The organism is Pseudomonas sp. SG-MS2 (assembly GCF_009933855.1).
GTDB classification, from domain to species: domain Bacteria; phylum Pseudomonadota; class Gammaproteobacteria; order Pseudomonadales; family Pseudomonadaceae; genus Aquipseudomonas; species Aquipseudomonas putida_E.
The window spans coordinates 1-14,264 of record NZ_MOMO01000230.1 but is presented as its reverse complement, the minus strand read 5'-3'; the positions used below and the strand labels follow the sequence as shown (position 1 = coordinate 14,264).

At 62.6% G+C, this 14,264-nt stretch carries 11 protein-coding genes; 6 read left to right on the top strand and 5 right to left on the bottom strand.

Annotation, left to right across the window (positions count from 1 at the left end):
* Positions 1-22: 22 nt before the first annotated feature.
* Complete coding sequence (dnaK, locus tag BLX42_RS20040) at positions 23-1,948, bottom strand: molecular chaperone DnaK (protein WP_046788149.1); 1,926 nt, start codon at positions 1,946-1,948, stop codon at positions 23-25.
* 101 nt (positions 1,949-2,049) lie between these two features.
* The gene (grpE, locus tag BLX42_RS20035) at positions 2,050-2,604 is read right to left on the bottom strand and encodes a nucleotide exchange factor GrpE (protein ID WP_012312638.1); all 555 of its coding nucleotides are present in this window, start codon (positions 2,602-2,604) and stop codon (positions 2,050-2,052) included.
* 191 nt (positions 2,605-2,795) lie between these two features.
* Here grpE and recN point away from each other — a divergent pair, with 191 nt between their 5' ends.
* Positions 2,796-4,469, top strand: coding sequence for a DNA repair protein RecN (gene recN / locus BLX42_RS20030; protein ID WP_161872468.1), 1,674 nt, complete (start codon positions 2,796-2,798; stop codon positions 4,467-4,469).
* A gap of 111 nt (positions 4,470-4,580) precedes the next feature.
* Here recN and fur read toward each other — a convergent pair whose 3' ends face one another.
* Complete coding sequence (fur, locus tag BLX42_RS20025) at positions 4,581-4,985, bottom strand: ferric iron uptake transcriptional regulator (protein WP_008096237.1); 405 nt, start codon at positions 4,983-4,985, stop codon at positions 4,581-4,583.
* A gap of 97 nt (positions 4,986-5,082) precedes the next feature.
* Here fur and BLX42_RS20020 point away from each other — a divergent pair, with 97 nt between their 5' ends.
* Positions 5,083-5,619 (top strand): outer membrane protein assembly factor BamE, encoded by a 537-nt coding sequence (locus tag BLX42_RS20020; RefSeq protein WP_119688246.1) that lies wholly within the window; start codon positions 5,083-5,085, stop codon positions 5,617-5,619.
* Between the two features lie 61 nt (positions 5,620-5,680).
* Here the strand turns inward: BLX42_RS20020 and BLX42_RS20015 are convergent, their stop codons facing one another.
* A complete protein-coding gene (locus BLX42_RS20015) occupies positions 5,681-6,115 on the bottom strand; it encodes a type II toxin-antitoxin system RatA family toxin (RefSeq protein WP_012312635.1) in 435 nt (144 codons plus the stop codon).
* Between the two features lie 162 nt (positions 6,116-6,277).
* Between BLX42_RS20015 and smpB the strand changes: the two genes are divergently transcribed.
* Entirely contained in the window at positions 6,278-6,760 is a 483-nt protein-coding gene (gene smpB / locus BLX42_RS20010) for an SsrA-binding protein SmpB (protein WP_012312633.1), read from the top strand.
* A gap of 161 nt (positions 6,761-6,921) precedes the next feature.
* On the opposite strand, the gene BLX42_RS20005 is transcribed toward smpB, so the two are convergent.
* Positions 6,922-7,689 carry an FCD domain-containing protein gene (locus BLX42_RS20005; protein ID WP_012312632.1) on the bottom strand — a complete coding sequence of 256 codons (768 nt, stop codon included), beginning with the start codon at positions 7,687-7,689 and terminating at the stop codon, positions 6,922-6,924.
* Positions 7,690-7,945: 256 nt separating this feature from the next.
* On the opposite strand from BLX42_RS20005, the gene BLX42_RS20000 reads away from it, so the two are divergent.
* From BLX42_RS20000 to BLX42_RS19990, 3 genes are all read left to right on the top strand, one after another.
* Positions 7,946-9,616: a lactate permease LctP family transporter gene (locus BLX42_RS20000; RefSeq protein ID WP_046788144.1), complete on the top strand. Its 1,671-nt coding sequence runs from the start codon at positions 7,946-7,948 to the stop codon at positions 9,614-9,616.
* A 63-nt stretch (positions 9,617-9,679) separates the two neighbouring features.
* Positions 9,680-10,825 carry an FMN-dependent L-lactate dehydrogenase LldD gene (gene lldD, locus BLX42_RS19995; RefSeq protein ID WP_012312630.1) on the top strand — a complete coding sequence of 382 codons (1,146 nt, stop codon included), beginning with the start codon at positions 9,680-9,682 and terminating at the stop codon, positions 10,823-10,825.
* 74 nt (positions 10,826-10,899) lie between these two features.
* Positions 10,900-13,710 (top strand): FAD-binding and (Fe-S)-binding domain-containing protein, encoded by a 2,811-nt coding sequence (locus tag BLX42_RS19990; RefSeq protein WP_161872467.1) that lies wholly within the window; start codon positions 10,900-10,902, stop codon positions 13,708-13,710.
* The last annotated feature ends 554 nt before the right edge of the window (positions 13,711-14,264 follow it).

Here is a 14,264-nt window from a genome sequence, read left to right as displayed (position 1 = left end):
GCTGGCCGACAACATGCAACGATTACTTCTTGTCGTCGCCTTTCACTTCTTCGAACTCGGCGTCAACCACGTCATCGTGCTTGGCTTCCGGCTCGGCCTGCTGAGCGCCGCCCTGAGGCTGTTCGGCCGACTGCTCGGCGTACATCTTCTGGGCTACCGGCGCGGAGACCTTGGACAGCTCTTCGACCTTGGCATCGATGGCAGCCTTGTCGTCGCCTTTGACAGCGGCTTCCAGGGCAACCACGGCCGCTTCGATGGCAGTCTTCTCTTCGGCAGTGACCTTGTCACCGGCGTCAGCGACCATCTTGCGGGTCGAGTGAACCAGCGCATCACCCTGGTTGCGGGCAGCGGCCAGCTCTTCGAACTTGCGGTCTTCCTCGGCATTGGCCTCGGCGTCACGCACCATTTTTTCGATCTCTTCGTCGGACAGACCGGAGTTGGCCTTGATCACGATCGACTGAGTCTTGCCGGTGGCCTTGTCTTTGGCGCCGACGTGCAGGATGCCGTTGGCATCAATGTCGAAGGTCACTTCGATCTGCGGAACACCACGCGGTGCTGGCGGGATGTCAGCCAGGTCGAACTTGCCCAGCGACTTGTTCTGCGAAGCCTGCTTGCGCTCACCCTGCAGCACATGAATGGTCACTGCGCCCTGGTTGTCGTCGGCAGTCGAGAACACCTGCGACTTCTTGGTCGGAATGGTGGTGTTCTTCTCGATCAGCGGGGTCATCACGCCGCCCATGGTTTCGATACCCAGGGTCAGCGGGCTGACGTCCAGCAGCAGTACGTCTTTCACGTCACCGGCCAGTACGGCACCCTGGATGGCAGCACCCATGGCAACTGCTTCGTCCGGGTTGACGTCCTTGCGGGCTTCCTTGCCGAAGAAGTCGGCAACGGCCTTCTGAACCAGCGGCATACGGGTCTGGCCACCGACCAGGATCACGTCGTCGATCTTGCTGGCGTCGATGCCTGCGTCTTTCAGGGCGATGCGGCAAGGCTCGATGGTACGGTTGACCAGATCTTCCACCAGCGACTCCAGCTTGGCGCGGGAGATCTTCACGTTCAGGTGCTTCGGACCGGTCGCATCTGCAGTGATGTACGGCAGGTTGACGTCGGTCGACTGAGCGGAGGACAGTTCGATCTTGGCCTTTTCCGCGGCTTCTTTCAGACGCTGCAGGGCCAGAGGGTCGTTCTTCAGGTCCATGCCCGACTCTTTCTTGAACTCGTCGACGAGGTAGTCGATCAGGCGCATGTCGAAGTCTTCGCCACCCAGGAAGGTGTCGCCGTTGGTGGCCAGCACTTCGAACTGGTGCTCACCGTCAACTTCGGCGATTTCGATGACCGATACGTCGAAGGTACCGCCACCCAGGTCATAAACGATGACAGTGTGGTCGCCCTTGGCCTTGTCCATGCCATAGGCCAGCGCAGCAGCGGTCGGTTCGTTGATGATGCGCTTTACGTCCAGACCCGCGATGCGACCGGCATCTTTGGTGGCCTGACGCTGGCTGTCGTTGAAGTAGGCCGGAACGGTGATGACCGCTTCGGTGACTGGCTCGCCGAGGTAGTCTTCGGCGGTCTTCTTCATCTTTTTCAGAACTTCGGCGCTGATCTGCGGCGGCGCCATTTCCTTGCCGGCAGCCTCGACCCAGGCGTCACCGTTGTTAGCCTTGACGATCTTGTACGGCACCAGCTTGATGTCTTTCTGCACGACATCTTCTTCGAAGCGGCGGCCGATGAGGCGCTTCACTGCGAACAGGGTGTTGTGCGGGTTGGTGACGGCCTGGCGCTTGGCCGACTGGCCAACCAGGATTTCGCCATCATTGGCGTAGGCCACGATCGAAGGGGTGGTACGCGCACCTTCGGCGTTTTCGATGACCTTGACGTTACCGTTTTCCAGAATGGAGACGCACGAGTTGGTGGTCCCCAGGTCGATACCGATGATTTTGCCCATGTTTACTCTCCCGAAACTTGAATTTGGTAGCAGCGACTACTTTGGCCAACTGCGGTAATACTTGAAGGCTTGACACCTAGATGGGGATGGCCCGTCAGATTTCAAGCCTTTTCATCGATCGAAGGCTGCGGCGCGCTCGGCGCCTTGCTGACCACCACCATGGCAGGGCGCAGCAGGCGGCCGTTGAGCAGGTAGCCCTTCTGGAACACGTTCAGCACGCTGTTGGGCTCTACCTCGGCGCTTTCCTGCATGGCCATGGCCTGATGGTGCTCGGCATTGAACGGCTGGCCGTGCGGGTCGATGGCTTCGAGGTTGTAACGCTTGAGGGTGTCCTGGAACATCTTGAGGGTCAGTTCGACGCCTTCACGGATCTTCTTGACCTGCTCATCTTCAGCGCTGGAGTGCGCCAGAGCCAGCTCCAGGCTGTCGATCACCGGCAACAGGTCGCCGGCAAACTTCTCCAGGGCGAACTTGTGCGCCTTCTCGACATCCTGCTCGGCGCGGCGACGCACGTTCTGCAGGTCGGCGACGGCACGCAGGGACTGATCCTTGGCGGCGGCCAGCTGCTCCTCGAGCTCTTGAACGCGGGCGCCGTTATCCACTGCACCAGCCTCTTCGGCGTTAAGGTCTTTCTCATTCAGCTGTTCGTCAGCCATGGGGTCTCTCCTCCGCAATCTCTGTAGTACGAGCAAAGCTCGCCGTGTCTGCCGGCTATATGGGGCCGGAAAAATCAGCTTCAAGGGGCAAAGCGGTTTTCAGGTCGACGATGGAAACTGCGAGCAGGCATTGGCAGGCTCGAAAAAAGTACTGTATAAATAACCAGACCTGACTTCTCGGGAGCCGCCCCATGCTGGTGCATCTGTCCATTCACAACTACGCCATCGTCGAACACCTCGACCTCGAACTCGCCCGCGGCATGTCCGTCATCACCGGCGAGACCGGCGCAGGCAAATCGATCATGCTCGACGCCCTCGGCCTGGCCCTTGGTGATCGCGCCGACAGCGGCGTGGTGCGCCCTGGCGCGGACAAGGCGGACATCCTGGCCACCTTCGATCTGGTGGATATCCCCGAAGCGCACACCTGGCTGGCCGAGCGCGACCTGGACGACGGCGGCCCGTGCATCCTGCGCCGCGTCATCACGGCCGAAGGCCGCAGCCGCGGCTACATAAACGGCACGCCCTGCCCGCTGGGTGACCTGAAGGCGCTCGGTGAACTGCTGATCGACATCCACAGCCAGCATGAGCACCAGTCACTGCTCAAGACCGACACCCACCGCCGCCTGCTCGACGAATATGCCGGCGCCATCGACCTGTCCCGCCAGGTCCAGCTCGCAGCCAAGCGCTGGAACCAGACCCGCCTGGAGCTCGAGCGCCTGTCCAACTCCGGCGATGAGCAGCGCGCACGCCACCAGTTGCTCAGCTATCAGCTGGAAGAGCTCGACAACCTTGGCCTGGGTGAAAACGAACTGGAGCAGCTGGAGCAGGAACACAAGAACCTGACCAACGCCGAAGCCCTGTTCGGCATCTGCCGCCAGGTCATCGACCAATGCAGCGAAAGCGACTCAGGCAATGTGCTAGGCGCCCTCACCTCCAGCCTCAATCGCCTGGGCGCCGCAGCCAACACCCCCAAGGCGCTGGGTGAAGCCGCCAACCTCATCGCCAGCGCACAGATCCAGATAGAAGAAGCCGTAGGCGAGCTCAACCGCTTCCTCGACAATTTCGACGCCGACCCCATGCGCCTGCAGGCCCTGGAAGAGCGCCTCGACACCATCTACACCCTGGCGCGCAAACATCGCGTGCACCCGACCGAACTGCCCCACCTGCAGCAGCAGTTGATGGAGGAGCTGGAAGGCCTGAATGCCAGCGACGAATCCATAGAGCGCCTGGGCGAAGAACTGTCGGCCTATGCCAAGCACTATCAGGAAAGGGCGATCGAGCTGAGCGCCCTGCGCCAGCAGGCAGCCCAGCAGCTCGCCGTCGCGGTCGAACAGGAGATCCAGCGCCTGGGCATGCCTGGCGGGCGGTTCTGCATCGAACTCACACCCAACGAAAGCAGCGACCTGTCGCCACACGGCCTGGAGCAGATAGAGCTGCTGGTGAGCGCCAACCCCGGGCAGCCGCTCAAAGGTTTGGCCAAGGTAGCCTCGGGCGGCGAACTGTCACGGATCAGCCTGGCGATCCAGGTCATCACGGCGCAAACCTCACGCATCCCGACACTGGTCTTCGATGAGGTTGACGTGGGTATCGGTGGCCCGACGGCCGAGATCGTCGGCCAGCTGTTGCGCCGCCTCGGTGAGCGCGGCCAGGTGCTGACTGTCACCCACCTGCCGCAGGTCGCGGCGCAGGGGCATCATCATTTGTTCGTGCACAAGGTGCGCAATAGCGACACCACGCACACTGCCGTGGCCAGCCTTGGCAAACGCGAACGGGTCGAGGAAGTGGCGCGGATGCTGGGCGGGATCGACCTGACCAAGGAATCGCTGGCGCATGCACGCAAGATGGTGGTGTCCGGTAAGGCGTAATGCTGCCCGCACTGCGTCATCGCCGACAGCCGGCTCCCGCAGCTACCCTTGCCGCAGAAAGCACAAAGGCGACCCCAGGGTCGCCTTTGCTCTTAATAACGACCGAAATCGTTACTTTTTCTTACGCACGTAGAGGACCAGATTGTGGTCCACCAGCTCGTAGCCATGCTCGGCCACGATCTCTTTTTGGCGCCGCTCGATTTCGGCGTCCATGAATTCGATGACTTCACTGGTCTCCACGTTGACCATATGGTCGTGGTGACCGCCGTCCGCCAGCTCGAAAACTGCGTGACCGCCATCGAAGTTGTGCCGTACCACTAGTCCAGCAGCCTCGAACTGGGTGAGTACGCGATAAACGGTTGCCAGGCCGACGTCCTCGCCAGCCTCCATCAGCGCCTTGTAGACATCCTCGGCGCTCATGTGACGTTGCTCGGTCGAGTCGAGCATCTGAAGGATCTTGACTCGAGGCAGTGTCACCTTGAGACCGGCTTTGCGCAATTCGCTATTTTCAACCATGGTCAGCTTTCTCGCCGATGCTGCTTCGCAGCTTCTCTTAATACGGGTATGATCGGGGTTTACGTTGTCCAGCCAAGATAGTGGAAGTCGCCCACCGATGCAAAACAACACCAAGCTCTTGCTAACCAGCCTCACCTTCGTGGGACTGCTCGCACTCGCCGGTTGCTCGTTTCCCGGGGTTTACAAAATCGACATCCAGCAGGGCAATGTCGTTACGCAAGACATGATAGACCAATTACGCCCCGGAATGACCCGCCGGCAAGTAAGGTTTATCATGGGCAACCCTCTGCTCCAGGATACTTTCAACACCAATCGTTGGGATTACCTGTACAGCCTGCAACCTGGTGGCGGCCAACGCCAGCAGGAGCGCATGAGCATCTTCTTCAACGACAGCGACCAACTGGTCAGCCTGTCGGGTGACTTCATGCCAGGCGTGAGCCGCGACCAGGAAATCCTGGGCGGCAGCGGTGATACCACGGTCAGCCCGGCCACCCAGCCAGGCCAGCCAGCGTCGCAACCGGAAGAGAAGCCGGCCAAACCTGGTTCGGTGGAAGAATCCATCCAGCGCGAGATCGACACCATCGAGACCACACCGGTGCCGACACCTGCCCCGCTGGATACCTCGCCGCAGTAAATGCAGGCGTAAAAAAGCCCGGATCAGTCCGGGCTTTTTTGTGCCTGATGACTTGGCAGCATCACGTATTGAGCTGTTTGGCACGCTGGCAGAACGCATCCACCAGCGTGTTGGCGGCCTGGTTGAACAGCGGCCCCAAGGTCGCCCGCACAATCGGCCCGGCGTAATCGAAGGACAGGTCCAGGCTGATCTTGCAGGCTTTTTCACCCAGCGCCTTGAACACCCACACGCCATGCAACTGGGTGAACGGCCCTTCTTCCAGGTTCATCTCGATGGACTGCCCCGGCACCAGCACATTGCGGGTCACGAACTGCTGGCTCATGCCCCCTTTGGCCACCTCCAGCTTGGCGCGCATGTGCGTGTCACTGGCTTCGAGCACCGTCGAAGCCGAGCACCAGGGCAGGAACTGCGGGTAGCTGGCTACATCATTGACCAGGTCGTACAGCGCCTGGGCAGGGTACGGCAGCAGGGCGGAGCGTTGAATATGGGTAGTCATCCAGGCGTCACTTCCAAGGCTGGGTGGCGGGCTTCGCAGCGTGCCAAAAACAGGTTCTGTGCGTAAGACAGGGCCTGTATTGTCCGGTATTCATTGCGGTGGCTCAAGCGCACCTAAATCCCGTAGCCGACCACGCGGTGACTTGCCTATAATGCCGCCCCTATGGCTAAACAAAAGAAACATCCGACCGGGACCATCGCGCAAAACAAAAAGGCGCGACACGATTACTTCATCGAACACAAGTTCGAGGCCGGGCTGGTCCTGTCCGGTTGGGAAGTAAAAAGCCTGCGGGCCGGCAAGGCGCACCTGACCGACAGCTACGTGCTGCTCAAGGATGGCGAAGCCTGGCTGTTCGGCAGCCACATCACCCCGCTGACCACTGCCAGCACCCACGTCATCGCCGACCCCATCCGCTCGCGCAAGCTGCTGCTGAACAAGCGCGAGCTGGAGCGTGTGGAAGCTGCGGTGGCGCAGAAGGGCTACACCTGTGTGGCCCTGGCGCTGTACTGGAGCAAGCACCTGATCAAGTGCGAGATTGCGCTTGGCAAGGGCAAGAAGGAATTCGACAAGCGCGACACCGTGCGCGAACGCGATTCCAACCGCGAGCTGCAGCGTGCGGTGCGCAACAAGGGCAAGGAAGACTAATTCCCGCCCTTGCGCGATCGCCGTAGGAGCGGCCTTGTGTCGCGAAAGGGCTGCGTAGCAGCCCCAGCTTTCTGCGGCGCTGCCGAGATCCCTGGGGCCGCTGCGCGACCCTTTCGCGACGCAAGGCCGCTCCTACAGGGCGCGCATTCAGCGGCAACCGATCAGCGCCCGCTGCGCCGCTCTGCCCGCGCTACGCGCTGGGCTTCGTTCTGCGCCTCTTCCAGCACCTCCTGCACATACAGAATGTGCCGGCTGGACACCTCCCGCGCATCGTCCGCCCTGCCCTCGACAATCGCCTGGTACAACTCACGGTGCTGGCTGATCAGCATGTCCCGCGTCTCGGTACGCTGCTGGTACATGCCCCCGATATTCGTCACCACGTTGCGCTTTAGCAGGTCGAACAACCCGCGAATGGTATGCAGCAGCACGGCATTGTGGCTGGCTTCGGCAATCGCCAGGTGGAATCGCGCATCCGCCGCGCCCTCCTCTGCGCGCGTGACTTGGTCAGCCCGCGCATAACAGTCCTGCAGGGTGTCGAATGCAGCCTTGAGGCGCGCCCGATCTGGCTCGGTGGCGCGCTGGGCAGCGTAGTAGGCGCATGACGCCTCCAGGGTGTGACGGAACTCCAGCAAATCGCGCTGCGCCTCGGCGCTGTGCTCCAGCAGTTGCAGCAATGGGTCACTGAAGGTTGAACCGAGCGATTCGGCCACATAGTTACCGCCACCCTGCCGGCTGACCAACAGCCCCTTGGCCACCAGCTTCTGGATCGCCTCGCGCAGTGAGGGGCGCGACACACCGAACTGCTCGGCCAGGGCGCGCTCGGCCGGCAGCCGCTGGCCTGAGGTCAGCGTGCCTTCGAGAATCATCCCTTCCAACCGATCGACGATGTCGTCGGACAGGCGCCGCTGGCGGACCTGATCAAAAACCATCACATGCTCTCCACAAACCCCCGGCAAAGTTCAGGGGGCGTCTATTCTCGCCGATCCACGCAACGCCGACACCCATCAGGCGACGATTTTCAAACACCATCAGCCGCCCGCTCATCGGCACACGACCAAAGTTTTGCACAGGACAAATTGACACACCCATGACAGCGCTTTTAACCTAGCGTCCAGCCATTGTAAATTGGTCTTACCAATTATCCAATGCCAGTGCCTGACCAACAACAATTAGGGGCTACCCCATATGCAAACCTGGCAACAACTCTATTCCCCGCTTGGTAGTCTTGGCCTGTCCGCACTGGCGGCGGTCATACCCATCGTGTTCTTCTTCCTGGCCCTCGCCGTGTTCCGCCTCAAAGGCCACGTCGCCGGCAGCATTACCCTTGGATTATCGATGCTGGTGGCGATCTTCGCCTTCCAGATGCCGGTCGACATGGCCCTTGCTGCCGCGGGCTATGGCTTCCTCTACGGCCTCTGGCCAATCGCCTGGATCATCGTAGCCGCGGTGTTCCTGTACAAACTCACGGTCAAGAGCGGCCAGTTCGAGGTGATCCGCAGCTCGGTACTGTCGATCACCGACGACCAGCGCCTGCAGGTGCTGCTGATCGGCTTCTGCTTCGGTGCCTTCCTCGAAGGCGCGGCCGGCTTCGGCGCACCAGTGGCAATCACTGCCGCGCTGCTGGTGGGCCTGGGCTTCAACCCGCTGTACGCCGCCGGCCTGTGCCTGATCGCCAACACCGCCCCCGTGGCGTTCGGCGCCCTGGGCATCCCGATCATCGTCGCCGGCCAGGTCACGGGCATCGACGCCTTCCACATCGGCGCCATGACCGGCCGCCAGCTGCCTCTGCTGTCGTTGTTCGTGCCGTTCTGGCTGGTGTTCATGATGGACGGCCTGCGCGGCGTCAAAGAAACCTGGCCTGCAGCCCTGGTGGCCGGCCTGAGCTTCGCCGTCACCCAGTACTTCACCTCCAACTTCATCGGCCCGGAACTGCCGGACATCACCTCGGCCCTGGCCAGCCTTGTCGCCCTGACCCTGTTCCTGAAGGTCTGGCAGCCCAAGCGCTCGTTCGCCGAAGCCAAAGGCAGCGTCGGCGCCGCCGTGGTCAGCAGCGGCGGCAGCCAACCAAGCCCTTACAGCTTCGGTGAAATCTTCAAGGCCTGGTCGCCGTTCCTGATCCTCACCGTACTGGTCACCATCTGGACCCTGAAACCGTTCAAAGCGGCGTTCGCCCCGGGCGGTGCGATGTACAACTTCGTGTTCAACTTCGCCATCCCGCACCTTGACCAACTGGTGATCAAGACCGCGCCGATCGTCGCCGCGCCGACCGCCATGCCAGCGGTGTTCAAGCTCGACCCGATCTCCGCCACCGGCACAGCGATCTTCCTGTCCGCGCTGATCTCCATGGCCGTATTGAAGATCAACTTCAAAACTGGTCTTACCACTTTCAAGGAAACCTTCTGGGAACTGCGCTGGCCGATCCTGTCGATCGGCATGGTCCTGGCCTTTGCCTTCGTCACCAACTATTCGGGCATGTCTTCGACCATGGCCCTGGTACTGGCCGGCACCGGCGCCGCGTTCCCGTTCTTCTCGCCTTTCCTGGGCTGGCTGGGTGTGTTCCTCACAGGCTCCGACACCTCGTCCAATGCCCTGTTCGGTTCGCTGCAGGCCACCACCGCCCACCAGATCGGGGTCAACGACACCCTGCTGGTAGCAGCCAACACCAGCGGCGGCGTGACCGGCAAGATGATCTCGCCGCAGTCGATCGCCGTGGCCTGCGCAGCCACCGGCCTGGTCGGCAAGGAGTCCGACCTGTTCCGCTTCACCGTCAAGCACAGCCTGTTCTTCGCCACCATCGTCGGCCTGATCACCTTGGTCCAGGCCTACTGGCTGACCGGCATGCTGGTCCATCACTAAAGTGAAAGGGGCCGGGCGCCACCGAGCGCCCGGCATCTCCTTCAACCCACGCTGCGAGAATCCATGATCATTTCCGCCTCCACCGACTATCGCGCCGCGGCCCAACGCAAGCTGCCCCCCTTCCTCTTCCACTATGCCGACGGCGGCGCGTACGCAGAGCACACCCTGCGCCACAACGTCTCGGACCTGGCCGGCATTGCCCTGCGCCAGCGGGTGCTGAAGAACATGTCCGAGCTGAGCCTGGAAACCCGGCTGTTCGACGAAACCCTGAGCATGCCCGTGGCCCTGGCCCCGGTCGGCCTCACCGGCATGTATGCCCGCCGCGGCGAAGTGCAGGCAGCCCGTGCGGCAGCCGCCCATGGCATCCCCTTCACCATGTCTACCGTGTCGGTCTGCCCGATCGAAGAAGTGGCGCCAGCCATCGACCGGCCGATGTGGTTCCAGCTGTATGTGCTCAAAGACCGTGGTTTCATGCGCAACGCGCTGGAGCGGGCCAAGGCCGCCGGGGTCAAAACCCTGGTGTTCACCGTCGACATGCCGGTGCCAGGCGCCCGTTACCGTGATGCACATTCCGGCATGAGCGGTGCCAACGGGCCAATGCGCCGCGTGTTGCAGGCCATGACCCACCCCGAATGGGCCTGGGACGTTGGCGTGATGGGCCGCCCGCACGACCTGGGCAACATTTCCAAATACCGCGGCAACCCCACCGGCCTTGCCGACTACATCGGCTGGCTGGGTAGCAACTTCGACCCGTCGATTTCCTGGAAGGACCTGGAATGGATCCGCGAGTTCTGGGACGGCCCGATGATCATCAAAGGCATCCTCGACGCCGACGACGCACGTGACGCGGTCAAGTTCGGTGCCGACGGCATCGTCGTCTCCAACCACGGCGGCCGCCAGCTCGACGGCGTGCTGTCCAGCGCCCGTGCGTTGCCGGCGATTGCCGACGCAGTGAAAGGCGACCTGAAAATCCTCGCCGACTCCGGCATCCGCAGCGGCCTCGATGTAGTGCGCATGATCGCCCTGGGCGCAGACACCGTACTGATCGGCCGCGCCTTCCTCTGGGCCCTGGCCGTGCATGGCCAGGCCGGGGTGAAGAACCTGCTCGAACTGTTCGAAAAGGAAATGCGCGTGGCCATGGTGCTCACGGGCGCCAAGGCGATCAGCGAGATCAGCCGCGACTCGCTGGTACGCGAACTGGGCGCTTGAGCGCCTGCAAAAACACCGCCTGTATGACCGGGGCATGCGGCGCGCCAGACGCCGTGGCCCGGTGAGGAGATAGCATGAGCCTGCCCGCCGCATTCCTGCGTGATGCCGAGCGCCTGATACCCGCCGATCGCCGTTTCGACGACGCCACGTCCACCCTGGCCTTCGGCACCGACGCCAGTTTCTACCGGCTGATCCCCAAGCTGGTCGTGCGCGTGGAGTCGGAAGACGAAGTGGTCGGGCTGCTGCAACTGGCCCAGCGCGAGCGCGTGCCGGTGACCTTCCGCGCCGCGGGCACCAGCCTGTCCGGCCAGGCTATCAGTGACTCGGTGCTGATCGTGCTCGGCGATAACTGGGGCAACAAGGAGATCCGTGGCCAAGGCGAACAGATCCGCCTGCAACCGGGGGTTATCGGTGCCCAGGCCAACGCTTGGCTGGCCCCTTACGGGCGCAAGATTGGCCCGGACCCGGCCTCGATCAATGCCTGCAAGATCGGCGGCATCGTTGCCAACAACGCCAGCGGCATGTGCTGCGGCACCGCGCAGAACACCTACCACACCCTGGCCGGCCTGCGCCTGGTACTGGCTGACGGCACGCGCCTGGACAGCGAAGACCCGGCCAGCGTTGCCGCCTTTGAAAACAGCCACGCCGACCTGCTCGAAGCGCTGGCCCGGCTTGGCCGCGAAACCCGCGCCAACACCGCACTGGCAGAGCGCATCCGGCACAAGTACCGGCTGAAGAACACCACCGGCTTGTCACTCAACGCCCTGGTGGACTACGACAAGCCGCTGGATATCCTCCAGCATTTGCTGGTTGGGTCTGAAGGTACGCTGGGCTTCATCAGCGCCGTCACCTACGACACCGTGCCCGATCACCCGGACAAGGCCAGCGCGCTGCTGGTGTTCCCCAGCGTGGAAAGCTGCTGCCGCGCGGTGACCGTGCTCAAGCGCCAGCCGGTGTCCGCCGTAGAGCTGCTCGACCGCCGCAGCCTGCGTTCGGTGCAAAACATGCCGGGCATGCCGCTGTGGGTAAAAGGCCTGTCGGACAATGCCTGCGCGCTGCTGATCGAGTCCCGCGCCGCCAGCCAGAGCCTGCTGCACGAACAACTGCAACAGGTCATGGCTTCTATCGCCGAATACCCGCTGGAACAGAAAGTCGACTTCAGCGAAGACCCGGCGGTGTACAACCAGCTGTGGAAGATCCGCAAGGACACCTTCCCCGCCGTCGGCGCCGTGCGCCAGACCGGCACCACGGTGATCATCGAAGACGTCACCTTCCCCGTCGAGCAACTGGCCGAAGGCGTCAACCGCCTGATCCAGCTGTTCGACAAGCACCACTACGACGAAGCGATCATTTTCGGCCATGCGCTGGAGGGCAACCTGCACTTTGTCTTCACCCAGGGTTTCAACAGCGCGCAGGAAGTCGCGCGCTACCAGGCCTTCATGGATGACGTGGCGCAACTGGTGGCCGTGGAGTTCGGCGGCTCGCTCAAGGCCGAGCACGGCACCGGCCGCAACATGGCGCCGTTCGTGGAGCTGGAGTGGGGGCATGACGCCTATCAGCTGATGTGGGCGCTCAAGCGCCTGCTCGACCCCAACGGCATCCTCAACCCCGACGTGGTGTTGAGCGAAGACCCGGACATTCACCTGAAAAACCTCAAGCCGCTGCCCGCCGCCGACGAGATCGTCGACAAATGCATCGAGTGCGGCTTCTGCGAACCGGTCTGCCCGTCCAAAGGCCTGACCCTCAGCCCACGCCAGCGCATCGTCATGTGGCGTGACATTCAGGCGAAAAAACGCGCCGGCATCGATACCCGCGCACTGCTGCAGACTTACCAGTACCAAGGCATCGACACCTGCGCCGCCACCGGCCTGTGCGCCCAGCGCTGCCCGGTGGGCATCAATACCGGCGAGCTGGTGAAGAAGTTGCGCAGCCTGGCCGCCGAGCATGCAAAGACCGCCGACTGGCTGGCCGAGCACTTCCCTACTGCACTGGGTGGCGCCCGCCTGACCCTGACCGCCGCCAACACCGCCCGCAAGCTGCTCGGCGCCCCACGCCTGGGCCGCCTGAGTGCCTCGTTGAGCAAGGCCAGCAAAGGCCGCCTGCCGCAATGGTCCCCCGCCATGCCGCAGCCGTTGCGCAGCATCGATTTCGGCCCGGCGAGCAACGATGCCCGGCCACGGGTGGTGTACCTGGCGGCTTGCGTATCACGAGTGATGGGCCCGGCCTATGCCGACCGCGAGCAAAGTTCACTGCTGGACAAGACCCGCGCCCTGCTGGAAAAGGCCGGTTACCAGGTGGTGTTCCCCGGCAACGCCGACAGCCTGTGCTGCGGGCAGCCGTTCGCATCCAAAGGTTACCCCGAGCAAGCGGAGCACAAGCGCCAAGAGCTGATCAACGCGCTGCTGCACGCCAGCCGCGGCGGCCTCGACCCCATCTACTGCGACACCAGCCCCTGCACCCTGCGCCTGGTGCAGGACCTGGGCGACACCCGCCTGGACCTGTACGACCCGGTGCGTTTCATCCGCACCCACCTGATGGACAAGCTGGAGTTCACCCCACAAAACGAACCGGTGGCGGTGCACGTGACCTGCAGCACCCAGCACCTGGGTGAAAGCCAGGCGCTGATCGACCTGGCGCGGCGCTGCAGCACGCAAGTGGTGATCCCGGAAGGGATTCACTGTTGCGGGTTTGCCGGTGACAAGGGCTTTACCACGCCAGAGCTCAATGCCCACTCACTGCGCAGCCTGAAGGACGCAGTGCAGTATTGCAGTGAAGGGATTTCCACCAGCCGGACCTGTGAGATCGGGCTGTCCAGCCACAGCGGGATCGATTACCACGGGCTGGTCTACCTGGTGGATCGCGTCACCCGCCCACGTACCCTCTGATCTGCCCGCTGATTCGCCGGCAAAACCGGCCCCGGTGGTAGCAACGGTCTTGCTTAACTTCTAAAAGCTGGCGCGATCCAGGTGGGAGCAACTGTCTTGCCCAATTTCTAAAAGCCGGCGCAATCCATGTGGGAGCCGGCTTGCCGGCGATCGAGGGCGCAGCCCTCGCCTACGCCCTCCACCCGTAAGACATTTCCTAACCTGCAACCAAATGCTTCTGGATTGGATGCTTTGGGAATTATCCTACGACAGCCGCTGCCGTTTCGCTGTTGTTGCTCACAACCATCGGGGCTAACTTCCCTGGGTCGTCATCTTTGACGATTTGGGTGTGAGAGCCCGCAAACTTCGGCAGTACTGCTATGGCAGCCGCAACGCGGGCAGGCTTCGGCCTGGCTGGCTTATGCCGATCTTTGCCGGTCTCTCACCCCGCGTTCGGCTGCCACCTTATTCTGTGAGAGGAAGACGAAGGGCAGCTCAAATCCAGCCACGATCGGATCTGCACCATGAAGAAAATCGTACCCGACCCACCCCGCTCCAAACTCCTCACCAACCCT

What these genes read in the sequence shown, in the direction of transcription:
- dnaK (WP_046788149.1), bottom strand. Translation starts at nt 1,948, where the DNA reads ATGGGCAAAATCATCGGTATCGACCTGGGGACCACCAACTCGTGCGTC.
- grpE (WP_012312638.1), bottom strand. Translation starts at nt 2,604, where the DNA reads ATGGCTGACGAACAGCTGAATGAGAAAGACCTTAACGCCGAAGAGGCT.
- recN (WP_161872468.1), top strand. Translation starts at nt 2,796, where the DNA reads ATGCTGGTGCATCTGTCCATTCACAACTACGCCATCGTCGAACACCTC.
- fur (WP_008096237.1), bottom strand. Translation starts at nt 4,985, where the DNA reads ATGGTTGAAAATAGCGAATTGCGCAAAGCCGGTCTCAAGGTGACACTG.
- BLX42_RS20020 (WP_119688246.1), top strand. Translation starts at nt 5,083, where the DNA reads ATGCAAAACAACACCAAGCTCTTGCTAACCAGCCTCACCTTCGTGGGA.
- BLX42_RS20015 (WP_012312635.1), bottom strand. Translation starts at nt 6,115, where the DNA reads ATGACTACCCATATTCAACGCTCCGCCCTGCTGCCGTACCCTGCCCAG.
- smpB (WP_012312633.1), top strand. Translation starts at nt 6,278, where the DNA reads ATGGCTAAACAAAAGAAACATCCGACCGGGACCATCGCGCAAAACAAA.
- BLX42_RS20005 (WP_012312632.1), bottom strand. Translation starts at nt 7,689, where the DNA reads ATGGTTTTTGATCAGGTCCGCCAGCGGCGCCTGTCCGACGACATCGTC.
- BLX42_RS20000 (WP_046788144.1), top strand. Translation starts at nt 7,946, where the DNA reads ATGCAAACCTGGCAACAACTCTATTCCCCGCTTGGTAGTCTTGGCCTG.
- lldD (WP_012312630.1), top strand. Translation starts at nt 9,680, where the DNA reads ATGATCATTTCCGCCTCCACCGACTATCGCGCCGCGGCCCAACGCAAG.
- BLX42_RS19990 (WP_161872467.1), top strand. Translation starts at nt 10,900, where the DNA reads ATGAGCCTGCCCGCCGCATTCCTGCGTGATGCCGAGCGCCTGATACCC.